23 protein-coding genes are annotated in these 24,425 nt (G+C 40.8%); 4 read left to right on the forward strand and 19 right to left on the reverse strand.

The features are described 5' to 3' along the window. Positions 1-3 precede the first annotated feature (3 nt). The 11 genes from BQ9859_RS10550 to BQ9859_RS10600 form a co-directional block, all read right to left on the reverse strand. Positions 4-1,218: an aspartate kinase gene (locus BQ9859_RS10550; RefSeq protein WP_075878132.1), complete on the reverse strand. Its 1,215-nt coding sequence runs from the start codon at positions 1,216-1,218 to the stop codon at positions 4-6. 130 nt (positions 1,219-1,348) lie between these two features. Beyond that, positions 1,349-2,002, reverse strand: coding sequence for an endonuclease III (nth, locus tag BQ9859_RS10555; RefSeq protein ID WP_075878417.1), 654 nt, complete (start codon positions 2,000-2,002; stop codon positions 1,349-1,351). Positions 2,003-2,004: 2 nt separating this feature from the next. Then, on the reverse strand, positions 2,005-2,550 hold the full coding sequence (locus BQ9859_RS10560) for a DnaD domain-containing protein (protein ID WP_075878133.1): 546 nt from the start codon (positions 2,548-2,550) through the stop codon (positions 2,005-2,007). After that, positions 2,540-3,007 carry a hypothetical protein gene (locus BQ9859_RS10565; protein ID WP_075878134.1) on the reverse strand — a complete coding sequence of 156 codons (468 nt, stop codon included), beginning with the start codon at positions 3,005-3,007 and terminating at the stop codon, positions 2,540-2,542. The genes BQ9859_RS10560 and BQ9859_RS10565 overlap by 11 nt, the downstream gene beginning before the upstream one ends. A gap of 82 nt (positions 3,008-3,089) precedes the next feature. After that, positions 3,090-3,773 carry a 5'-methylthioadenosine/adenosylhomocysteine nucleosidase gene (locus BQ9859_RS10570; protein WP_075878135.1) on the reverse strand — a complete coding sequence of 228 codons (684 nt, stop codon included), beginning with the start codon at positions 3,771-3,773 and terminating at the stop codon, positions 3,090-3,092. Further along, complete coding sequence (locus BQ9859_RS10575) at positions 3,770-4,474, reverse strand: class I SAM-dependent DNA methyltransferase (protein ID WP_075878136.1); 705 nt, start codon at positions 4,472-4,474, stop codon at positions 3,770-3,772. The genes BQ9859_RS10570 and BQ9859_RS10575 overlap by 4 nt, the downstream gene beginning before the upstream one ends. Continuing rightward, positions 4,464-4,802 carry a ribosome silencing factor gene (gene rsfS / locus BQ9859_RS10580; protein WP_075878137.1) on the reverse strand — a complete coding sequence of 113 codons (339 nt, stop codon included), beginning with the start codon at positions 4,800-4,802 and terminating at the stop codon, positions 4,464-4,466. Before rsfS ends, BQ9859_RS10575 begins: the two co-directional genes overlap by 11 nt. Continuing rightward, on the reverse strand, positions 4,803-5,828 hold the full coding sequence (gene nadD / locus BQ9859_RS10585) for a nicotinate (nicotinamide) nucleotide adenylyltransferase (protein WP_075878138.1): 1,026 nt from the start codon (positions 5,826-5,828) through the stop codon (positions 4,803-4,805). Beyond that, entirely contained in the window at positions 5,825-6,109 is a 285-nt protein-coding gene (locus tag BQ9859_RS10590) for a YhbY family RNA-binding protein (RefSeq protein ID WP_075878139.1), read from the reverse strand. Before BQ9859_RS10590 ends, nadD begins: the two co-directional genes overlap by 4 nt. A gap of 1 nt (position 6,110) precedes the next feature. Then, complete coding sequence (gene yqeH, locus BQ9859_RS10595; RefSeq protein WP_456237781.1) at positions 6,111-7,190, reverse strand: ribosome biogenesis GTPase YqeH; 1,080 nt, start codon at positions 7,188-7,190, stop codon at positions 6,111-6,113. Continuing rightward, on the reverse strand, positions 7,174-7,704 hold the full coding sequence (locus BQ9859_RS10600) for a YqeG family HAD IIIA-type phosphatase (RefSeq protein WP_075878141.1): 531 nt from the start codon (positions 7,702-7,704) through the stop codon (positions 7,174-7,176). Before BQ9859_RS10600 ends, yqeH begins: the two co-directional genes overlap by 17 nt. A gap of 145 nt (positions 7,705-7,849) precedes the next feature. Between BQ9859_RS10600 and BQ9859_RS10605 the strand changes: the two genes are divergently transcribed. Further along, positions 7,850-8,872: an NAD-dependent epimerase/dehydratase family protein gene (locus tag BQ9859_RS10605; protein WP_075878142.1), complete on the forward strand. Its 1,023-nt coding sequence runs from the start codon at positions 7,850-7,852 to the stop codon at positions 8,870-8,872. Positions 8,873-8,914: 42 nt separating this feature from the next. Here the strand turns inward: BQ9859_RS10605 and BQ9859_RS10610 are convergent, their stop codons facing one another. From BQ9859_RS10610 to BQ9859_RS10635, 6 genes are read right to left on the reverse strand one after another with little or no spacing between them, the layout of a single operon-like run. Beyond that, positions 8,915-10,207, reverse strand: coding sequence for an immunoglobulin-like domain-containing protein (locus BQ9859_RS10610; RefSeq protein WP_075878143.1), 1,293 nt, complete (start codon positions 10,205-10,207; stop codon positions 8,915-8,917). Positions 10,208-10,252: 45 nt separating this feature from the next. Continuing rightward, entirely contained in the window at positions 10,253-11,836 is a 1,584-nt protein-coding gene (locus tag BQ9859_RS10615; protein WP_075878144.1) for an NAD(P)/FAD-dependent oxidoreductase, read from the reverse strand. Positions 11,837-11,846: 10 nt separating this feature from the next. Then, positions 11,847-12,875, reverse strand: a complete 1,029-nt coding sequence (locus BQ9859_RS10620; protein ID WP_075878145.1) for an acyltransferase family protein — start codon at positions 12,873-12,875, stop codon at positions 11,847-11,849. Positions 12,876-12,884: 9 nt separating this feature from the next. After that, positions 12,885-14,036, reverse strand: coding sequence for a serine racemase VanT catalytic subunit (gene vanT, locus BQ9859_RS10625; RefSeq protein ID WP_075878146.1), 1,152 nt, complete (start codon positions 14,034-14,036; stop codon positions 12,885-12,887). A 15-nt stretch (positions 14,037-14,051) separates the two neighbouring features. After that, entirely contained in the window at positions 14,052-15,101 is a 1,050-nt protein-coding gene (locus BQ9859_RS10630) for a D-alanine--D-alanine ligase family protein (protein ID WP_075878147.1), read from the reverse strand. Next, positions 15,094-16,491 carry a UDP-N-acetylmuramoyl-tripeptide--D-alanyl-D-alanine ligase gene (locus BQ9859_RS10635; protein WP_075878148.1) on the reverse strand — a complete coding sequence of 466 codons (1,398 nt, stop codon included), beginning with the start codon at positions 16,489-16,491 and terminating at the stop codon, positions 15,094-15,096. Before BQ9859_RS10635 ends, BQ9859_RS10630 begins: the two co-directional genes overlap by 8 nt. A gap of 289 nt (positions 16,492-16,780) precedes the next feature. Here BQ9859_RS10635 and BQ9859_RS10640 point away from each other — a divergent pair, with 289 nt between their 5' ends. Next, on the forward strand, positions 16,781-18,418 hold the full coding sequence (locus BQ9859_RS10640) for a Na/Pi cotransporter family protein (protein ID WP_075878149.1): 1,638 nt from the start codon (positions 16,781-16,783) through the stop codon (positions 18,416-18,418). 204 nt (positions 18,419-18,622) lie between these two features. Next, entirely contained in the window at positions 18,623-20,158 is a 1,536-nt protein-coding gene (locus BQ9859_RS10645; RefSeq protein WP_075878150.1) for an O-antigen ligase family protein, read from the forward strand. Between the two features lie 5 nt (positions 20,159-20,163). Here BQ9859_RS10645 and BQ9859_RS10650 read toward each other — a convergent pair whose 3' ends face one another. Beyond that, positions 20,164-21,321 carry a D-alanyl-D-alanine carboxypeptidase family protein gene (locus tag BQ9859_RS10650; protein WP_075878151.1) on the reverse strand — a complete coding sequence of 386 codons (1,158 nt, stop codon included), beginning with the start codon at positions 21,319-21,321 and terminating at the stop codon, positions 20,164-20,166. 15 nt (positions 21,322-21,336) lie between these two features. Beyond that, entirely contained in the window at positions 21,337-22,839 is a 1,503-nt protein-coding gene (locus tag BQ9859_RS10655) for a hypothetical protein (RefSeq protein WP_075878152.1), read from the reverse strand. A gap of 183 nt (positions 22,840-23,022) precedes the next feature. Here BQ9859_RS10655 and BQ9859_RS10660 point away from each other — a divergent pair, with 183 nt between their 5' ends. Next, a complete protein-coding gene (locus BQ9859_RS10660) occupies positions 23,023-24,321 on the forward strand; it encodes a hypothetical protein (RefSeq protein ID WP_075878153.1) in 1,299 nt (432 codons plus the stop codon). The last annotated feature ends 104 nt before the right edge of the window (positions 24,322-24,425 follow it).

The raw sequence follows: 24,425 nt of genomic DNA on the forward strand, positions 1-24,425 counted from the left end.
AGCTTACTTTTTTTGTACGCCTAGATCAAAAGCGTCTCCCAATACACGAATGGCTTTTTCGCGATCTTTTTTCTCGATCGTCAAAGAAATGGATATTTCACTTGATGTGATCATATAATAACGGATCCCATTTGCATTTAAAGTATCAAACACCTTGCTGGCGATACCGCTGTGCGTAGAAATGCCGACACCGATCAATGATAATTTGATAAAACCTAACATGCGTGTAATAGAATATTCTTCACCCAATTCTTCACTATGTTCCAAGATCTGTTCACTTTGTTCTTCATTGCAATAGAAAGAGAAATTGACCCTGCCTTCTTCGCTGAGCTGTTGGGAAATCGTATCCAGATTAATATTGAGACGTGCGATCATTGCAAATAAGCGCGCAATGAATACCCCGTCAGTAGGCAGATCATTGATCCGCATGATCGCATAATCATCTTTGATGCTGATTCCTGTGATCGGCATATCTTCTAGATGTTTTGTTTTTTCCATAATCCATGTCCCCCTGCTCTTATCTTTTTCTAACGCTCTGCCAAGAAATAACGGTACATTGTATTTACTGGCCAGTTCAACACTGCGTGTTTCCAAGACACCGGCACCTAAACAAGCCATCTGCATCATCTCATCATATGTAATTTCTTTTAATAATCTTGCTTTAGGATACAGCCTTGGATCGATCGTATAGACACCATTTACATCGGTGTAGATATGACATTCCCAGCCTAATTTTGCCGCTAAAGCTACTGCAGTAGTATCACTTCCGCCACGGCCTAGTGTCGTGATCTCTCCATTTTCCGTAGCACCTTGAAAACCGGCAACCACTACCACTTTGCCATCATCCAGATGATGCCGCAAGTTGGTGATATCGATATCTTTGATACGTGCATGAGCATGATGATGACTTGTGATAAACCCGCACTGATAACCGGTCAAAGAGATGGCCGGCACCCCTAATGCACCGATAGCCATTGCCAATAAAGTGACGGTCTTCTGTTCACCGGTAGATAATAAAGAATCCAGTTCCCGCTTATTCACATGATCCGAAATCTGATTGGCCAAAGCAATCAATTGATTGGTAGTCTTCCCCATCGCACTCGCTACAATGATCAAATGATGACCTTGTTCATACATCTCTTTCACGTGTTGGGCAATCGCAGAAATCTGTTCAAGCGTACCAACACTCGTTCCTCCATATTTCTCTACAATATTCATGTTCATTCCCCTGTTCATCTTGATAAAACGAAATTGACGCAGATAAAAATCGTGATTATCATACCACTAACTTTCATTCTTCTCAATAAATTTCTATTTTTTCTAAAAAAAAGCAGAACATCTGCTTCTTTCATTTCTTCTTTTTGGACTTGGCAATCTGGTCCAGTTTTGCTTTCTTGCAAAGCGTCGTCTGAAAAGGACAGCCTTCACATTTTGGATTGCGTGCCGTACATTGATAGCGCCCAAAGAAAATGAGGAGATGGTGCGCACGATTCCAGCGATTGCGATCAAGTTTTCGCCTCAATTTTTCTTCCACTTTCTCTACATCATCCTGCGGCTTTGCTAATCCAAGCCGTTTGGAAACACGCTCCACATGTGTATCAACCGCAATGCTGGGGATATCAAAAGAGACGCTGCGTACCACGTTTGCCGTCTTTCTGCCTACACCAGCCAAAGACATCAGCTCTTTACGCGAGCTGGGGACGACACCATCAAACTGCGAGACCAAAGACTCGCTTAACGCTTTTAATGAGCGGGCCTTATTGCGATACAATCCTATGCTTTTGATATAAGAACTGATTTCATCGACGGAAGCAGCAGCCATTGCCTGCGGTGTAGGATATTTAGCAAACAATGCCGGTGTTACACGATTAACAGAAGCATCCGTCGCTTGAGCACTCAATACGACAGCAACTAACAGCTCAAACGGATTGCGGTGAACAAGCTCGCATTGTGCTTGCGGAAATAAGATTTCTAACTCATCCAAAATTGCATTTGTGTCAATGCTCATCGTTTTCCCTCCTCATACTCCTGTGCTGTAAAACCTCTGCGTTTCCATTCTGCTAATATGCGTTCAATATAATCCAGACTTCGTTTATCATAGACGCCTGCTTCATACAAGGCATACAAGATCATCTGTTGCTCATACACATCCAGCCATGAGGCGATACGCTGCATTTCTGCTGAACTCAAAGGACGCGCAAATTCCGTTTCAAACTCATCAAACAATGATACGGTCTGTACATTTTGTTCAATTTCATGTACAGAAGCATAGACACCGCTGATATCAAAAACAAGCTTGCCTTCTTTCAATTCAATTTTCAGATATCCTTTTGCACTCAAAGAAGAAAAGATCTCGTCGACATGTTCATTATCGCTTTGCAATTTGGCAGCAATCACATCATGGGTGATCAATTGCCCTAAGCCATTGAAATAATCGATCAACAGCAATGTCAATGTTTCTTCAGGAAGCAGATTCAGTGACGCAAGTTCACTCAAGATCCACGTGCGCCGATCAAAATAGGGCGCATTCCATGTCGTATCATGCTTCATCGCTCATCACTTCCCTTTCATAGATCACTTCTTTGCTGTCATAATCCACTAATACGATGCGATCCGTACATTGTGCCACATACGCCGGATTTTCATAACCGTAGCCCAGCGTGATCTTTTCAACCGTATAGCCTTGTTTGGTCAATTCTTGTTGGACCCCTGCATCATCTCTTGTCGTTTTTGTACGCGTCGTAATGACCTGGGCATCTTCATTGAACCAATAATAAGAGGAATCATCTTCCCCTACATAAGTGATATAACGAAATACATGCCGCTCTATTTGACCGATCGCTGTATGTGTATCCTTGATCTGTTGAATCTGATCCGTAATTTTTTTCTCATATGCTCGGGATGGTCCGCTGATGTTCAAGGCCCATAAAACAGCAATGATAAACAATAATAGAATAAATAGCGCACCGCTAAACGCAATCTGCGCTGGATTGATCTTTTGTTTCATCTTTGGATCCTCCTTCCTCATGTTTTTAATTATACACGAATTCATATAAAAAGAACAAGTGAATACCTGTTCTTAATAAAAGCTATGCTTTAGGCAAAGCTGCCATAAATTGTGCACAAAATTGTGCGCTTCTTTCACTTGCCACTTCCTTATATTTCTCAAAGGAAAGTGCATTTTCCTCTTTCCATGCAACATCGCTCAAAGAGCGTAAGATCACATAAGGCACTTGATAATGCGTGCATACCTGGGCAACGCTGCCTGCTTCCATCTCTGCACAAATTGCTTGTGGATAACATTGGAGAAGCCCTTTTGCATAAGTTTTGTCAACGAAACGATCTCCGCTGACGATCAAACCGACATGGGAGGATAGTGACATTTTTTCACTGACTTGTTTAGCCAAAGCAATAAAGTCTGCGTCAGCGCTAAACCATAATCCTTTTCCTTCTTCTCCATCTAATGCACTGGTATCATAGTCATATTGTACGATCTGTTCACTGATCACAATGTCCAGCACATCCGCTGTGGAAGCGAGCCCGCCGGCTGTTCCAATATTGAGCACGGCATCAATGGCGAAATGTTCCAAGGCAATCGTTGTCGTCATAGCACTGGCACCTTTCCCGATACCGCTTTTCATCACGACGACATCCTGTCCCTGTAACTGGCCGCATACAAAATAAACACCTGCATACGTTACTTCTTGTACCTGGTGCATCGTATCTATGATGGCACTCACTTCTTCCTGCATCGCTGCAACGATCAAGATCATTGTATTTTCCTCCTGCAAATATAAAACTGTTTCTCTCCGGGAACGATTCCCTCCTGTGTAAAATCCGTTTTGACCTGTACGCTGAACTGGCACTTGTGTAATTCTTCCAGGATCCATTCAGGGTCATATACACGCTGTACATGCTGTTCTAACTGATAGTTTCCATCACCGTCATAGAAAGCAAAGGTCTGATAGATGCGGTCATCCTCGCTTTCAATGCTCCATTGATAATCGTGTCCGTCAATGCAGCCCGTTTCATTGTATTCTTCCATGAATTCCTGTAAGCGATCCATGCTGTGCATATCTACGATCAATGTTCCACCAGGTACCAGATGAGCATAGCACTGAATAAAAAACTGCCGTACTTCTTCTTTGGTCAACAAATAATTAAAGCTGTCGCAAAGACAGAGAATGGCATCATAGCTGCCATTGGGCAGCGTGCGCATATCGCCGCAGGACCACTCTACCAGTTCACTGCCTGCTTTTTGTTTTGCCTGCTGGATCATTTGTTCGCTCAGATCAAAAGCTTTGATCTGATATCCCTCTTTGGCTAATGCGATCGTGATCTCTCCGCTGCCGCACGCAGCTTCCAGGATCTTTTTGCCATGCACATTCTCATCAATCAATTTGACCCAGGCTTTGGTTGCCGTTTCATCTTTGACCAGAGCATCGTAATACGATGCCAATACCTCATACATCATAACGGCTCACCGGCAGATCTGCATACAGCTTCTCTAAATGATATACATTGCGTTCTTTCTGCTCAAAAATATGAACAATGATCTCATCTGCATCGATCAAGATCCAGCGGCTGTCGCGGTTTCCTTCCATATGATTGATCCGCATACCAGCTTCCGCTAATCGATCCCGTACATTATCAGCAATGGCAAATGTCTGACGTACATTGGATCCGCTCGCAATGACGACTTTATCCACCGAAGGATTCAGCTGAGAAAAAGCGTAGATCAAAATATCTTCTCCCTTTTTCTCATCGATTGCTTTTAAAATGATTTCTAGCTTCTCTTTCATTTATTTCTCCTTTTTCAGATACGTTTGTTGTTCATGTTTGACGCGTAAGAAACCTTGATATAGATCACGTTTGCATAAAGCAATTTGTTCGCTTGTATCGTAGCCTCTGCCTCGTTCCAGCTTGTCAGCACAAAATATGATCATGGCATAGGGCGCCGTGCTTTCTCCTTTGACATGATGATAAATGGCATGCAGAATGCGACGGTCATTGACCCCGTACCAGCGTTTGGCTAAAATACTGCCAACATAGCCGTGCCAGACAGCAGGTGATTCTTCACATAGAGAAGGAAAAAACTGATGCATCCATACAGACAGTCCCTCTTTTCCAAATTCTTTGCAGATGTCGTGCAGCAGCCCGATCTGATAGGCAATCTTTGGATCATTTCCACTTGCCAAAGCTAATTCTACTGACAGCTCAGCAACACGTACACAATGAGCATAGCGTTTTTCTGAAAGATGCGCAGCAACCACACTTTCCAAATATAAGCCGTGCTGTGCAATGTATGAGCGAACACCACGATGCAATGCATACCATTTTTTCCCTTGACGAATCTCGCTCGAGCTGACATCTACCAATTTCATCTTATGATAGCATAACGGATAAACACTTTCTAACGGATTGCCTTTTCTAGAAAAAACGATCATCGTCACACGTCTGGTCAGCTCTTCTGCATCTTTCCAATCAGCCAGTTGCGCAGCCTGATCCGAACCGATCAGCCAGTAAAAATGAAAATCCGGATAGTTTGCCTGCAAAGCGCGCACCGTATCGATCGTGTATGACTTGCCTTCCCTGTGTAATTCCAATTCGCAGCAGCGTATATGACGATAAGGGGCAATCGCTCTTTTCACCATGGCCGCGCGATGGCTTGCCGGGGTCAGTTTTCGATCTTTTAAAGGCGTATCCTTTGCAACCATCAGCCAAACTTCATCCATCCCCATATGCAGCGCTTCCTTGGCTATCTGCATATGCCCGGCATGGATCGGATCAAAGCTGCCGCCTAAAATGGCTATTTTTTTCTTTCTCATAGACCCATCAGATTCTTTTTGCTGCGGCGGTACAATACAAACGTATGTCCGACGATATGTACGATCTCGCTTCCTGTTTCATTTGCCAAGATCTCGGCTGCTTCTTTCGTCGTAATCGGCGCCGTTTTTAATAAATTCAATTTGACCAGCTCATGGGCAGTTAAAGAATCTTCTAATGTATTGACCAGGTTATCTTGGATCCCGTCTTTTCCAATCTGAAACAAAGAACGGTAACTCTGCGCTTCTTTGCGCAGCATTTTTTTATCTTTTGCATTTAACATATTAAATCATCGCCTTTCTAAATGTTACATTGATATCTGCATTGACAAATACATGCACTTCCTGGATGTTCCCGCTGATGCAGAACCAGCCTAGTCCATGTATGACCACATCCATCTTCGCTTCTTTTTTTACACAGTCAAAGCGTTTCATCTGATGGAAATCATGATCTAACGAAGGAGCTAGCAATTCTCCCAGATGTTTCTCCCATAAAGCGTCCGCTTTTGCCTGCTTTCCTCGATGGATCTTTAATTGTTCGCTAAAATATGCTACTACGGTTGCCTCTCCGCGTACCATCACATCCAAACGTACCATGCCGCCTAACGCATAGCTTTGATTTTCATATAGCTGAAAAACTCTTGGTTTGAGCGTGCGGAAAGGAATGATCGTCTTCAACAATGCATCTGGCACATGTGTCAACAGTGAATCATTTCGAGTAAGTCCCGGTGTATCGAAGATCTTATAGCCCTCCATCTGTATTTCTACAAAATCTAAGGTCGTTCCCGGATGTGCCGATGTCGTTAGATCGCTGTGTTCGCAAAGAGCATTCAACAAAGTGCTTTTCCCGGCATTGGCCATTCCCATGACAATGACATCCCGCTCATTGCGATAAAGTTCGATCGCATGTTTCACTTCATCAACAGAATGATTCAATGGATCATTTGCACCTTTGACCAAGTTCCCGCAGAATACGATCCCTTCTACGCGAATGCCTTCTTCTTTTAAACGGCGCATGACAAATTGTGCCAGTTTTTCATCTGCCAAGGTATGCGGCAGTAAATCACGTTTCGTAGCAACCAGAATGATATCTTTATTTGGAAGATGACGCGTGATCCCCGGCAGCAGGTTTGCTTCAAAGTCAAAAAGGTCCACTACCCACAAGATCAAGGCATCCTGCTGTGCGATCTTCTGCAGTACCTTATTGGGATCAATTCCGCGCTGCATCGAGATCATCACATCATCATAATGACGAATCCGAAAACAACGCTGACAGAACTGCGCATCCTCTTTGGGCGTATAGCCGATAGCCTCTTTATTCTCGCTTTGCAAAGCAGCTCCGCAGCCTTTACAATATCTTGTCATCATAGTTCCCCCGTTTCAACTTTCCTTGTTTTTCTAACAGCTGAAAGATCATATTCTCAAAAATACGATTGATTTTGGTACATTTCAGGTCACGTTTAGCGACCGGTTTGGTCAAGATCGTATAAAATCCCATACGGTTTGCTCCTAACATATCGGTTAACAACTGATCGCCTAATACGGCAATCTGCTGTGGAGCGTACCCCAGTTCTTTCACCATTTTGCGATAAGTCAACTTCAATGGTTTTTTGGCAAATGGATAACATGGCGCATGGAATTCTTTTGCGAAGGTCTCCACGCGCTCTTTTACATTGTTGGAAACAAACGCTATCTGCATGTCATTTTGTTTCACTTTCTGAATGAAGGTACGTACATCATCATCTGGATGTGCACAATCATGTGCGACCAATGTATTATCGATATCACATACTAATAGACTGATCCCTCGTTGTTTCAGCTTTTCCACATCGATGGCACGATAGCTTTCCACATAATAGTCTGGTGTAAACAGCTTCATGAACACCCTCCTTTTTCGTAAAAAATATTATAACATAAGGAATGTACAATGGTAAAGAATCCATACAGCTCCTTTTTCACATACAAGGAACCAACTATGTTATAGTATAGTTGACAACCAATATAACAGAAAGAAGGGATACAGCATGCAGCAATTAAAGATCCTCTTGATTGGAGGAACCGGAACCATATCGACACCGATCTCTGCATCATTGAGCAAAATGGAGAATGTCGATCTCTATGTATTGAACCGCGGACATCGGCCGCTGCCGGCAAATGTGCACCAGATCGTATGTGATGTACATGATTTTGCAAAGATGAAAGAGCTTCTTGCCCCGTATCATTTTGACATCGTATGTAATTTTTTAGTGTACCATCCGCAAGAAGCACAAGAACAAATAGCACTCTTCAAGGATAAGATCAAACAATATATCTTCATTTCTACCGTTGTTACCTATGATCATGAAACAGCGGTCATGATCAACGAAGATCATGTACAAGGAAATAAATATTCTTTATATGGAAGAGAGAAAGCACAATGTGAGAAAATCTTTCTTGATGCTTATGCACGTTTTGGTTTTCCGATCACGATCGTTCGTCCTTCACAAACTTATGGATATGACCGCATCCCGCTCAGCGTAAAAGGAAAAACATGCTGGAGCGTCATAGACCGGATCCTGAATGACAAGCCGGTGATCGTTCACGGGGATGGAAAGAGCACCTGGCATTGTACCCATACTTTAGATTTTGCACATAATTTCATCCAACTGATCAACAATGAAAAGGCAATCGGTCAAGCAGTCCATAACATCCATCCCGATGTCGTAAACTGGGATATCATCTATCACTCTATCTATCAGTATGTACACAAACGCCCGCAGATCATCCATATTGCTTCTGACACCTTGGCATTGTCACAAGTGTATGATATTCGATCTTCCATATTAGGGGACAAGCAGTATTCCAACCTCTTTGACACATCAAAGATCCATAAATTGATTCCAGATCCCCGTTATGAGATCACCATCACCAAAGGAATCGAACAATATTTTTCCTATATGCAGCAGCACCCGGAAAAGCAGCTCAAGGATGAACAATATGACCAATGGTGCGATTCCTTGATCCATCATTATTTGACGTTTTGCAAACAGCTGGATGGAAAGATATGATAAAAAGCAATGGCATCTGATCATCAGATAACCATTGCTTTTTTATGTGATATGATCGACCGTATCAAAACGATAGCCTAATCTTTTCATCTCTTTTATAAAATCATCAAGTGCCAGATAATTTCCTTTATTGGTAGGATGCAGCAAATAAATTGCGCCATTATGATAATGTGCCAGCATCGTATCCAATGCTTCTTCTTTGCTTACATCACTGCCGTAATCATAATATGCATGGCTCCAGAAGAACGTCCGATATCCGAGATCATGGACCATTTTCAAAGCACGTTCACTGCATGCTCCCCTGGGAAAACGAAAGATCTTCTCCATTGGTTCCCCAACCACCTCCAGATATGTTTTTTCTTCCTGCGTCAGTTCTTCGACAAAAGCATCCACGCTTTCAGCATTGGCCAAAGTCGTCATATCGTAATGATTCCATGTATGATTGCCGATGATATGTCCATTGTCTACCAATGCATTAACAAATTCACTTTCATCGCGAATATAATTTCTTGTTAAGAAAAAGGTTGCTTTTACATCATTGGCATCGAGCACTTCCGCGATTTCTTTGATATAGGTCGTATCATTTCCACCTTCATCAAACGTCAGGTATAGGACCTTTTCGTCCTTTCCTTGATAATATGCTGCATAATTTGCTAACCATTCTGCACTTTTTGCGGCCGTGGTTCGCTGATGATCCTTTGACTTGTTGAACCACCATTCAAACATGGTGTTGTCAAACATATCGTGATGATAGGCTAGTTTCGTATTCAGCGGATTTTCCAAGATCTCAACTTTGCGAGTTGCTGTAGCTTTGTTTCCATGCCGATCTTGTACTTGATAATGTACTTCATAACTCCCGCTTTGATTAAAATTGATCGTAGAAGAACTCTTGACTTGATCGCTGATATCTCCGTCACAATTGTCATACGCCAGATATCCTGGTTCCTCATAATCTTCCCCGATGAAGATCCGCATGGATTCGTCTCCTTTTAAGCGCAGATCCGGCGCTTTTTTATCCGTGACGATCACTTTCCTTCTGACTTCTTTATCTGCATTATCTAAACGGTATACGACCTCATACGTCCCCATCTTTTCCGTATCTACCTGATTGTCTATTTGAATATGCGCTCCATTGTCCATGAAACGATATGTGCTTTTTGCCCCCGGATCTTGATAGGTCTCATTTACGTTGATCGTCATTTCTTTTGCCCCGATCAACTCTAAAGTCGGGATAAAGAGTCCGCTGAAAAACAACAAGCGAATAAGCAATCCGAGAAACAGGGCAATGATAGCTGCTATGATCGTATATACGATGATGCGACAGCGTTTGCTCATACGTCCACCTCAATGTATACGTATGTGGCAAGACAAGAGAATATGCTAATCACATGGGGCAAATTGTTCGATCAGTGCGCAGGCACAGCGAATGCCATCCACCGCGCTGGTAACGATCCCCCCTGCATAGCCGGCTCCTTCTCCGCAAGGATAGATTCCCTGCAAGTTGGATTGCAGGTTTTGTGGATCACGCAGCATGCGCAAGGGGGCGCTGCTTCGGCTTTCTACACCAGTCAGGATCCCCAGTTTGGCAAAGCCGTGGATCTGTTTGTCAAACTGGCGAATTCCTTGTGCCAGTGCTGCATTGATTTCTGCATCAAATAACGCATGCAGGTCGCACAAATGCACACCTCTTGCATAGCTGGGCAATACTTCTTGGAAAGTCGCAGATGCTCTTCCTGCAAGGAAATCTTTTGTATACTGCGCCGGAGCACAGCCATTGCGGCCGCCTAACTCATAGGCCTTTTGTTCTAATGTCTGCTGATAATGAATGCCATCCAGCGGATGTTCTCCAAAATCTTTCGGTGTGACCTGCACCAGTAAAGCACTGTTCGCATTGATCTGATCTCTTGCATGTTCGCTCATGCCATTGACGACAACTTCCCCTTCTTTGCTGGCTGCAGGAACGACAACACCGCCGGGACACATACAAAATGTGTAGACACCGCGTCCATTGTCTGCACGGCAGGTCAATCGATAGCTGGCCGCACCTAATCGCGGATGTCCGGCATACGCTCCATACATCTGTTCATCGATCAGAGTTTGGGGATGTTCAACACGGACTCCTACCGCAAAGGCTTTTGCCTGCATCTCCATGGAATGTCCATAAAGACATTCCATCGTATCCCTGGCACTGTGTCCGATGGCCAAGATGGCCTGCTCGCAATCGATGCGTTTTCCATTGACGATCAGCCCTTTCAGTTTTCCTTCCTCCAAGCAGAAGTCTTCGACCGTCGACTCAAAATGGATCTCTCCACCATATCGGATCACTTCTTCTCGCAGTGCACGTACGACATCTACCAGGATATCTGTACCGATGTGTGGGTGTGCCTGATAAATGATTTCTTTCGGCGCACCAAAATGAACCAATTCTTTTAATACTTGATGACAGCGTGGATCTTTGGATCTCGTTGTTAATTTTCCATCTGAAAAAGTACCGGCTCCTCCTTCTCCAAATTGCACATTTCCTTTTGGATCCAAAGGACCTCCCTGCCAGTAGCGGCGTACGCTTTCGATGCGCGGATCCAAAGACTGGCCGCGCTCCAATACGATGGGACGATAGCCCGCTCTTGCCAATAACAATGCCGCAAACATTCCACCAGGTCCAAACCCGATCACAACAGGACGATGCTGTAGTTTTGTTTCACCTTTTTGCGGAAGAGAAAAAGCAACATCCTCCACCAGATGCACATCCGCCAGTTTCTTTCTTAAGATCTGTTTTTCACAAGCAACCTCGCAATCGACCACATACGAAAACTGGATCGGTCTGCGACGGGCATCGATGCTTTCTCGATAGATAGAAAAACGGATCAGATCACGTTCTCTGATCCGCAATTTTTTGCAGATATGCTTTGGCAGTTGTTCAATTGGCTCCTCGATGGATTGTTTTACTTGCGATACTCGAAGCATATAGAACCTCCTAATACAATATTTTCAGCCAGGAAATACGGTTGCTGAGGGCAATGATCAGCATTGCCAACAATTGCGATGCAATCACTGTGATCACATAGACCAACAGATGCTGTTGCGGAAAATGATGCAGCAGCGGCATTGCAAACAAGATATGCGATACATAGATCAAGGAAGATGACTGGCGGAAAAACCGGCTGAGATACGAAGGTGAGCGCTGGATCTGCAACAAGGCCCCTACCAGAAAATAGACCAGCGGGATCAAAAATAAATACATGCTGGTCAGATCCTGCATCATCCCGGAGAAATAAGCCAGACCTTCTTCCAGTAATAAAGCAATATAACAGACGCTGATCCCCAGTGCATATTCTTTTTTCGTATACATGCCGGGAAATTCTTTCAAATAAATCCCGATATAAAGAAAGATCGGCGTAAAGAAGATACCGTTGCGCGCTGTTGTGAAGATGAGCATATATGTTTGGTAAAGCGTTTGAACAACAGGGATGGCTGCCAGCATATCCCCGTATACATTCATCAGCATGCCTATCACATACAGCAAAAAGGTAAGAAGCAGTCCTTTTTTCAAACGTAAATTGGTATACAGCACATAGACGATCACTGTTCCCAGCATCAGCGATGGCAAAAACCATAAATGATAATAACTGCCATTGAAGAAAAGATCAAAGATCCACCGTGCCAAATAGCTCAGTGAAAACCCGTCTGAACGCCACAGCAGAAAAGTATAGGGAAGATACAGAATCGTCCAAACACCGTATAGAACAGCTAAACGATGTAAATAATGTTTTAATTGCGCTACATTGACCGTTTCTTTCATCCCTTTGGATGGATCGATCTTTCGAAAGAACAAGAAGGCGGATACAGCAAAGAAAAATGGTACTGCAATGCGGCAAACTGCTTGAATCCAGACCATGTTGGCCGTTTGAGATAAATCATACAACGGAAATGTATGGATACATACGACCAGCAGTGCACTGATGTATTTAGCGATATCAATTGCAGTATAATTTTTCATTTTCATTTCCATCCCCTACTTTTTATAAATTCTTGGTAAACGCACGCTGAAGCGTGTTAATGTCTCATTATTGATCGTATGGGAAGCACGGCTCATTGCATCTACTGTTACTGCTTCTCCATCTTCTTCTCCAATCAAAGTAACAACGTCCCCTTCTTTTACATCATCAAGCCCGCTGACATCTAACATGAGCTGATCCATGCACAAATTTCCGATGATCGGTACACGTTTTCCATGCAAGAGCACTTCAAATCCCTGATTGGATAATAGGCGCGGGATCCCATCCGCATAACCGATCGACACAGTTGCGACCTTCGTTTCCCGCAAAGTGCGAAAATGGCGCCCGTAACTGACTGTATCGCCTGCCTTTAACCATTTGACCATGGTTACATTGGCTTTCAAAGACAAGATCGGCAAAAAGTCAGGTTTGGTATTGATCGGAATCGTGTCATCGCTTGTTACCCCCATATACAAGAGACCCGGACGAACATAATCATATGTTAGATCTGGATAATTCAAGATACCATAACTGTTCTGCAGGTGTGTTGTTCCCGGATCAAAACCTGCTGCACGTATATCTTGCAATACCCGGTCAAACAGCTCTATCTGATGTTTTGTAAACGCAAGATCATCCTTGCTGTGTGAATCACTTACGCTGAAATGGGAAAAAATACCACATACATGAACATTTTTCATTGCATACATCGCCAACAATTCCTCTATGTGATATTCGTCATCCTGTACCGTGACTCCGATTCGATTCATTCCTGTATCCGCTTTGGCATGTGCCTGTATGATACACTGGTGTTCTTTCGCAAAAGCATCTAATTTCTTTGCATATGCAAGATCGACCAGCGTTTGGATCAAATCGTATTTGGTTAAATAGGCAAAATGTTCCGGCGGTGTATAACCCAAGATCAAGATCTTGGAAGTAATCCCATTGTTGCGCAGATGTAAAGCCTCATCAATACTGCTTACGCCAAAAAAGTCAACGCCGCATGCTTCCAGCGCACGAGTACATTCCACATCTCCATGACCATAGGCATTTGCTTTTACGATTCCCATGATCTTGCTTTTCTTTGGGATCAGTTTACGAATTTCTTCTACATTGTGGGCAATCTTTTTTAAATCAATTTCTGCCCATGCCCTTGTTTCACACTCCAACACAATGATCTCTCCTTTTTATTTCTCCATTGCTAAATCAACTAAACGATCGATCAATTCTGGAAAATCGATTCCGATTTCCTTCATCATGGAAGGATAACGGGAAGTAGCTGTAAAACCAGGAATCGTATTCAATTCATTAAATACGATCGTATGCTGCGGTGTCACAAACATATCTACACGTGTCATTCCTTTACAGTTCATCGCCCGATACGCTTTGGCTGCCAATGCACGTGCTTGTTCAAAAAGTTCTTGATCGATGCGTGCCGGACAATGAATGGCTGCATCTTTCATCTCATATTTTCCTTCATAATCAAAGAAGGCCCCTTTGATATCGATCTCATCCACGCTGCCAACAGTCAAGGTGCGATTTCCCATTACCGCACAGCCGATCTCAAAACCTTCAATGGTTTTTTCTAAGATGATCTTGCCTTTTCCATCCTGTACAAAAGCGTCTTTGATGCCTTCTTCAAAATCTTCAAAGCTCTTTACACAGTGTACGCCGTAGCTGCTGCCGGCATTACAAGGTTTGATAAACAAAGGCAATCCTAATGCAGCGCTTGCTTCATCATAGATGTCTTTTAAGCTTCGAGGATCGTCTTCATAAATACAGCGGTAAGGAGCACATGGAATGCCTGCATGTTCAGCAATGATATGCATCATTTCTTTATCCATGCAGATAGCGCTGCTTAAATGGTCACATCCTACGTAAGGAATATCTAAGATTTCCAACATTCCCTGCAGTGTCCCATCTTCACCATTCTTTCCGTGAAGAACCGGGAACACACAATCAACGGCAATCGTTGTGTAGCTTCCATCTTGTAGTTTTAACAGACCTTGTTTGCTTAATACACAAGGCATGCAGTTTTCTTCCATCCAACGATCATGTTCGATGTGATCGATATCGCCTTCATACAAGTACCAGTCTCCCTGCTTTGAGATCCCGACCGTGATCACTTCATAGCGTTCATTGTTGATTTGCCGCAGCAGTGAGCTGACTGAATGTAATGATACTCCATATTCACTTGATTTACCGCCAAAAATGACGCACAATTTCATCTTATTCATGGTGTTTACTACCTCTTTCTTTTAAATATGTAACAATTGTATCCATCTGCATGCCTCGTGAACCTTTGACCAGAACAATGCATGGAGATGCAAATTCTTTTTCAATGTCTGCCTGCAATGCTTCTTTTGTCTCATAGTGCGTAACATCTTTTATGCCTGCATTGATTGCGCCTTGTGCAATAAAGCGGGACATCTCTCCATAAGTACATACCCGGTCAATGGGATAAGAACCCAGGGCTTTTCCAACTTCATAATGGATCTGCATCGCTTTTTCACCCATATCTAACATGTCTGACAATGCAACGATCTTACGCGGCAGATCAAATTCACATAACGTATCCAATGCCGCCAGCACGCTTTGCCGATTCGATTTATAAGAATCATCTAACAAATATCCTTCTCCTAAAGGCATCAGATCGCAGCGAAGACCGGTTTGTTCAATGTTTGCAAGGCCTTCTAAGATTTCATCTTCCTGCATGCCCAGTGCTCGAGCGATGTAAATGCAAGGCAAAGCATTCATGACCTGATGTTTCCCATAGATATTCATGAATGCAATTTCTGATAATAAATTTGTCATGAAATAAATGCCGTTGGCATCTTGCTGTACTTGGCCATAGCAAAATAAATCGCTTCTCTCATCATGGCCAAAGCTCTTGATCCGCACACCATATGGGAAATCCTCATTCCATAAAGCTTTTTTCAATACATCCTGTTCCCCGTTGAACAGCAAAACTCCGTTCTCTTTTAACCCGTGAACGATTTCTGCTTTTGCTTTGGCTATATTTTCTATCGATCCCAAGTTTTCCAGATGTGCCTCTCCCACATTTGTGATGATAGCGATATCCGGTTGTGTGATTTTTGTTAAAGCATCGATCTCATATCGGTTTTCCATTCCCATCTCAACGATAGCGACCTGTGTAGCATCGCTCAATCCTAAGATGGTCAAAGGAACGCCAATTTCATTATTCATATTGCCTTTGGTCTTCTGCGTCACATATTTGCGTTTTAACAAAGAACCCAAAATATCTTTCGTACTGGTCTTTCCATTGCTGCCTGTAATTCCGATCATCACCAGATCTAATGACTCACGATATTTTTTGGCCAGCTTTTGTAATGCTTTGGTCGTATCCTCCACAAAGATTACCACAACATCTTTGGGCGGATTGGGATGATCTTTCTGCCACAATACAGCAACGGCACCTTGTTCCACAGCCTGTTGTGCAAAATCATGCCCGTCGAAACGCTCCCCGATGATCGGTATATACAAATTTCCTAATGTCACTTTGCGTGAATCAATGCATACCCCGCTCACCATGCGTTCCATATCCTTATATTCTATATAGTCCGCATCCAACATCTGGATGATCGTTTCTATACTTCTCAATATCATCGTTCCACCTCATCCAACATGACTCTTTTTATTTCATGGTCATGCTTTTATATTATAGCATAGTTTCAAGTGGACGGAAGAACTTATATGAGAATTGTGAAAACAAATTCAGTTTCATTTTCAAGATCAAATAAACCATTTACATTTTTTACATCAACGCCGATTTTACATGCTTCTTGAATCATCTTACATAAATTTTACATTCAGATCGAAATTTTGCATTGTTTTTTGTCTGTTTTTTAATTATATTTAACTTGTGATAATTTTGTGAACAAAAAGGGGTGTCTTTATGTCAATAGCCAATTTTCTGAGTCTGCTGGGCGGACTTGCCCTCTTCCTTTACGGAATGCAGATGATGAGTCACGGTTTAGAAGCCGCTGCGGGAGACCGTATGAAAGATATTTTAGAGAAATTAACGTCAAATCGAATCTTGGGCGTCATCGTGGGTGCAGTCATCACCGCTGTCATCCAATCTTCCAGCGGAACCACCGTCATGGTCGTCGGGTTCGTAAATGCCGGAATGATGAATTTGAAACAAGCTGTTTGGATCATCATGGGTGCCAATATCGGTACCACGATCACCGGTCAGCTCATTGCCCTGGATATCGGTACGATCGCACCGCTCATTGCTTTTATCGGTGTAGCCATGGTCGTTTTTGTAAAAAAACCGATGGCCCATTATATCGGTACGATCTTAGCCGGCCTCGGTATGTTGTTCATCGGCATGGATATGATGAGCACGGCCATGTTGCCGTTGCGTGATGAACCAGCATTCGTTTCATTAATGACTTCTTTCTCCAATCCGCTGTTAGGAATCTTAGCCGGCGCACTCTTCACTGCAGTGATCCAATCTTCCAGTGCCTCTGTCGGTATCTTACAGGCACTTGCCAGAAGCGGATTGATCGGATTAGATGGTGCTGTGTATGTACTGTTTGGTCAAAACATCGGTACTTGCATCACTGCTGTTTTAGCAAGTATCGGCACTAGCAGAGAAGCCAAACAGACTACTGTCATTCACTTATCTTTTAACTTGATCGGTACATTCATCTTTACTGTGTTATGTATCGTAACGGCCAATACCGCATTCTCTTTAACAGATTTTGTTGCTTCCTGGACGCCGACAACGCCGGATGCACAAATTGCCAATATGCATACTTTATTTAATGTTGTTACTACATTATTATTATTGCCGTTTGGTACATACTTGGCAGAATTTGCACAGAAAGTACTGCCTTTCAAAGAAGAAAAGAGAAGTACCGTATTGCAATACCTCAAACCATTCCCTTCTTCTACACGTTCCCTTGGTACATCAGCCATGTCCATCCAGCAAGTAGATGAAGAAATCAATCACATGTTAAAGCTGGCCTATGAAAATGTGGAAAACGGCTTTAAGCAGCTGCTCAAATATGATAAAAAGATGGGCGAGAAGATCGTTCAAAGAGAAGAACTGGTCGATACATTAAATAAAGAAATCGGCGACTATATCACCAATGCGCTCAGTTTAGAGCTCAACAATGATGTCAGCAATGCACTCAGCATCTACTATCATCAAATTACCGATATCGAACGTCTCAGCGATTATGCAGTCAAGATGGAAACTTACAGCAAAGAACATCTGCAGGGACGACTTAATGAAGAAGAAAAAGATACGATCAAAACGATGTATGACATGTGCATGGAAATGCGAAATGCTCTGCATGATATCAATAAATCGAAGTTGCTGCGCTCTCAAAGCGACGACGTTTGCAGGAATTTAAGAAAACGGCAAATGCAGCGCATGAAAGAAAAGAGCATCTCCAGCGAGATCAGCATGATGTTCTCACAATTATTGACCGACTTTGAACGTATCAACGGTCATGCCATCAACATTGCAGAAGATTATGACATGATCAGCCACTGCGTACAGTTGCAGCCGGAACAAGCATAAACAACCGATAAATCAAAACCTCTTTCTCTATGGATACATGAAGTGAACCTCCTTCGTTTGGTTGTCCAAACGTTGGGATTCTCTTCAACATAGGAAAGAGGTTTTTATTTTCTTTTTCTTATGTGACAAAAGAAAGACAAAGCATTTTTTATTATTTGAAACACAAAGAATTACAAATCATTTATTATAAATAATGGTGATCGTATGCGTATCTTACAAAAAAACAAATCATCAGATCAAAGTCTGCTCGCAAATGGTTATATCATTTGTATGTTCTGTCTCTATTTATTTGTATTCCATAATTATTATTTTGATATAACCTATACAAAATATCAGTTTTTTATGTGGTCCACGATCATTTTTTTTAGTATCTTTATTTATAAAAAACTTACAAACTCAACAAAAAAAACATTTACCATACCGGCAAAAGTTGAACAATGTCTGCTTATGTGGATCGGTGTACAAACCATTTCAGCAGTTTTATCAGACTATCCATCAGAAGCATTTTGGGGCAGTGCAGGCAGGAATACCGGTCTTCTTTTTTCAATCCTATGTTTTTGCGGCTATCTTATCTTATCCAGAAACAAGATCCACTTAAAAAAAATGATCGATCTATTTTTGATCAGCTGCACTATATTGCATGTCCTTGCCTTTCTCAACTTCTTTTCAATTGATTTGATGGGATTTTATACGCATTTGTCTGACTATCAGTCCGCCTTCTATATTTCTACGACCGGCAACATCAACTTTTATGCTTCTATTATTTGTTTCAGTTTACCTATCAGTACCTATTTATTTTTAACAGCTAAGAAACAAAAAAGATTTTATTATATCATTTCCATTTTTGGTTTCATTGGTTTGATCATCAGCAATAGTGACAGCGGTTTTTTAGGTATCGGCTGTATGTTTCTGGTTCTTTTCATGTTTAGCATAAAAGATATCCGCCTGTTTCAGCATTGGCTATTGCTCGTCTTCTCTTTTCTGACTTGTGCAAAACTAATCTATGTTTTATCCCTATTTGCCCCAGTAGCCAGCCGTCCTTTTATTACTTTATCGAATCTTTTTGTAAATGAAAGTATTTCCTGGCTTTTGTGGCTGCTTTCTTTCCTGCTGCTTCTGCTTGCTATACTTAGAGAAGAAACCATGCAGTCTTTTCTTCCTTTTCTCAAAAAGAGAGTACTTATCACGGTTAGCATCGCTATTGTTTGTATAGTATTGCTCTTTCTTTATTTTAGTTTCATCGATCAAACAACAAAGCTGGGTTATTTTTCAAATTATCTTCGCTGGGACGACAACTGGGGAACAGGACGTGCCTATGCTTGGAAAAATATCTTTCATGCGTACAATTCCTTTCCTCTAGCACAAAAACTATTCGGGTTCGGACCTGATACAACGCATTTATTGATGTTAAGATACTATGCGAACGATCCAATATTGATCAGCTATGATAATGCACATAATGAATATTTGCAATATCTGGTAACGACCGGCATCATTGGAATCTGCTCTTATTTATTTATATGGTTCACTTTTTTCAAACAAATACTGCAAAACAAATACAATTGTTCAACGTATACCAAAGCGATTTCGTTAGCAATTGCTGTCTACCTTTTACAATCAATCGTTAACATCAACCAGCCAATTTCCACTCCGTTATTATTTCTGTTGCTTGGAGTATGTCAATCAGAAGTCCTGCATTCACAAAACAGCAAAATTAAAAAGGTAATTCCGCCTCAATAAGGGAATTACCTTTTTTTCTTTTGGCGATATATAATTTTAAATACAACTGGCATGCATACAATCCCAACTAAGAAGATCCATTCATTGCTCACATAGAAATTGTCAGAATAAATTTCTTTTGAACATAAAAGCTGTCCATCATGATAAATTTGTACGCTTCCTAAAGATTGATTTGGCAAAATAACAAATGGATGATGACATGAAACAAAACGATAGGATAAAGTATCATAAGTCTTGTCACTGTCTACTAGCAGTGTGATATCCTTTTGCATTTGGATCGGTATTTGTTTCTTCCATAAAAGTCCTAATTCATCATAAGCAATCACACTATTTTTTTCAAAAGGAATCAGCGAATGATACGTATCGTTCATATCCTGATACAAATTAGCTATGCTGTTGGCACATGCTTGTCTGGTATCACCCGTCCCGATGGTCAAAAACTTTTTCTGCTGGATGGTTGCGATGCTGAAAGCACTGTATGTCTGTTCATTCATCGCTAACATAAAACAAGAATCGATCGTCTCTTGTTCCAATGGATACCAGTTTTCATTCTCTAATGTATGCTGCTTCCGATTAGAGGTAAATGTATAAGTATGCTTTGAAATGATTTCTTGAAACGTTTGATCCTGCAAAATCGCTTGAATGAAAATCGTTAGATCGGATAATGTTGTCTTCTGTCCTGGTTCGACATCTCCTGTTATATTTGTGAAATAGGTGTCTTTCATTCCCAAACTTGCCGCTTTTTGATTCATCAAACGGATAAATTCATTTTTATCGCCTGTCATATGTTTTGCTGCTGCATTTGCCATTTCCCCGCTGTTGCAAAATAATATTGCAAATAATGCATCCTGGACAGTGACTTGCTCCTGCATATCAAACCCATAATAATATTTGCTGCCAAAATCATCGAACCCAACCGTTAAAACCTTATCAAAATGCCGTGTATTTTCAATGATGATCCATGCCGTCATCCATTGTGTATAAATACCTGGATCTACCGAATTGTCAGCAAAACGCTGCTGATCCACATATTGATCACTTAAATTATAAAGTATGTACGCTTGGTCTTTAAAGAAAGAGTCCTTTGCAGAAATACTCCACAAAGGACAACAACTATATACCAGATATAAAAGAGCAAATCCTATTTTAAATGTTCTTTTCATATCCATTATCCGGAATTATACAGTTTCTTTCCCGCGTCTACGCATAACTCCTGCTGTCAAGATAACAGCACCCGAAACCAAGAAGACTGCCAGCATCGGCATCATTGCAGAAGCAACACCTGTATCTGGTGTATTCTTATCTGTTAAATTCACATCTGCACTATCCTCTTTAGAAATGGAAGGCTTTGTCGTATCTTCGTTTGGAGTAGATGGTTTTATTGTTTCTGCTGTATTTTCATCATCGGTATTTCCATCCGTCGATGGAGAAACAATGGCATCTGGAATCTCTTTCGTTGAAACAACATAAGATGAACAGTGATCGATCGTAAACTCTGCATAACCTAATTCAATTTTTGCAGAAGTTGCTTGTTTTTCTAATTTACCATCTTCATTGACATAATAAAGGTAAGCTGATTGCGTATTGTATTCGCCGCCTACAAAAACACGCACTTTCATAGGACCTGGAAGAACACCGCTATGTTTAAAATAAAACGTAACAGCAGGAACCCCTTTGATATCCTCTTTCTTGATTTCTAATTGTGGATTAAAGTTCTTGCTTTCAGTGATTTGATCAAACTGCAAAGTATAACTTTGTCCAGTGGATGTCATTCCATTGAATCGTATTTGTTTATTTCCTTCTTTCACTACCTCAAAAACTGAATCTGGAATGTTATCAATACTTGGATTGACATTAAAACTAAGCAGCTCTTCATCGCTGTTTTCCAAAACATCTTTTACTTCATCTGGATTGGTTGGATCTTTTGTTGAAATAATGACAGGATCATCATTTTTTGATCCATCATATCTTTGATTTGCAATGAAGAAATTAGAGTTATCCTCATAGATGCTGATGAATGTTACATCCTCTCTTTGATAAACGGATGTGACTCCTTTGTCTTTGAAATAATAATGTACAAAATAAGCGTCTCCTAATTTAGAGAAATCGAGCGCCCCATTTCCAACAGTGATAAAGCTGTAACCAGTTTGATTGGAATCACGTAAAGAATCCGGATAACTAAAAGCGTAATATTTTGTTCCAGAAATGACCAATCCGTTAATTACTTCATCATTCTCTGTAACAAAATCTTCAAGTTTTGGCATTGTCACATCAATTGTACCAACATTGGAATAGTATAGACTTGAAATATATTTATATGTATTATCATTGCCCCCAACATACACATTAATACTTGGATACGTCCACTCACCCTTGTCATTTACTAAATTCAAATGGAAACCTTCTGGAACATTATATAATTCAACATTCATGCTAGAACCGCTATCCAGCACTTCCACGATACGATCTTTAAACTTTTCCTCGTCTCCATTATAATCGTCATAATTAACCAAGACCTGGCCTGTTTGTTCCGTATTAGAAGCAGCTTCAATGTTTACACCCTCTTCTTGTGCAAATACTGGTACTTTTGATACGAATGGTGTCAATACAGCCAATGCTACAGCAAACGCTAAACATAGAGTCAATATTCTGTTATTCCCTAAATTTCTTCTTTTCCTCATTATTTTACCTCCTTTGACTCATTTTCTTTTATTATAAAACAACAGGAACTTTGAACAACTGTGGGACAAAAGAGGGACACAATATTTTAATAAAAATAAGCAATAAATAATATAATTCCATATATAAAAATTGTATACTTAAGCCAGTACGAGGGAAAAGTTGTTTTATAGGGGATGAATAAGATGTCGAGTTTTTCAAATTTGCTTTCATATCACATACATAATAGCGGAAAAAGTAAAATTCAGATTGCAGAAGCAATCGGTATGCCAAGAACAAATTTTCAAAAAATTTCGACTGGTGCCAGAAAGTTACAAAATGAACACGTTTTAGAAAAAATCATGAATGAATTAATTTTGTCTGTAAAAGAGAAAAATGAATTATGGGAAGAATTTCATAAAGATACCAGCGGTAAAGAACGATACGAAGAGTATTTGGAATGCATCAATTTATTAAATGAAATCATTTTAGGTCCTAAAACACAAATCAAGGCAAAAATACCTCCTCTTCAAATAGACAGCCAGAAGGAAACATTTACCTTTCATTCACAGGACAGCTTAGTGCAGGCATTATCTATACTGCTCTCTTCCACTGAAGAAGCTAGCAAAAAAACAATACGTTTGTTATTACAGCCAGAAAACAGTTTTGTTCTGAAATTACTGATTCCTTTCCTAAAAAATAATCCAGACGTCCACATGCAGCATATCATATGTTTCGATCATCATTCATATCCAGGGACCAATTATTCCCAAAAAAATGTATGCAGATTAAAAAATACGATTCGTTTGTTATTAGCATCCCAAAACTATGCAGCTTCATATTATTATGATAATAGTGATGTTCATTTTCAAAAAGCTACTCTTTTTCCTAATATTATATTAACCAGTAATTATTTATTATCTTTTGATAATCAAGAAAACAGAGGATTTCTTACCAAAAATAAAGATCTGATTGCATTATATGCAGATCAATATGCTGATATTTTTAAACAGACCTCGCCTATATTTCTCCACCATGCAATTTGGAACAATACAAATAATGCAACTGCTCTCATAGCCTATCAACCGCAAGATGACCTCTTTATGAAAAACAATAATCAAAAAAATCTTCTATTCTTTATAGAAAACGGTTTTTGTCGCTACATAAAAAAAAGTATTACTGATACTAAGCAATCAAAAAATACGATCATCGCTTTTTTGGAAGAAATCAAACACAATATTTTAACGCAGGATACTTTTTTTCTTCTAAAGGAAAATTACATCAATTTACCTACACAAATGATTTTCGTTCTAGAAACAAAAAGTGCGATTATCAAAAATATGTTTGAAAACAAAATAGATACTGACTGGACGCTGCAGATTCAAGAACAAAGCATCATTGAAGCATTTCATCGGCTTTTTCAATATATGCCGCAAAGTTTGCTCTGTTACTCGAAAGAAGAAACTCTGCAGATCATCAATCATTTATTGGCAAATTTGCTATAGTCTGATGCATGGAATGAATCCGTTTTCATTTCATGCAATACACTTCACATATTTTCCCTTAATTTAAACATTGTTTACCTATAGATTTTCGATATACTATAGCC

Origin of the sequence: Merdibacter massiliensis (assembly GCF_900155395.1) — a bacterium.
GTDB classification, from domain to species: Bacteria; Bacillota_I; Bacilli_A; order Erysipelotrichales; family Erysipelotrichaceae; genus Merdibacter; species Merdibacter massiliensis.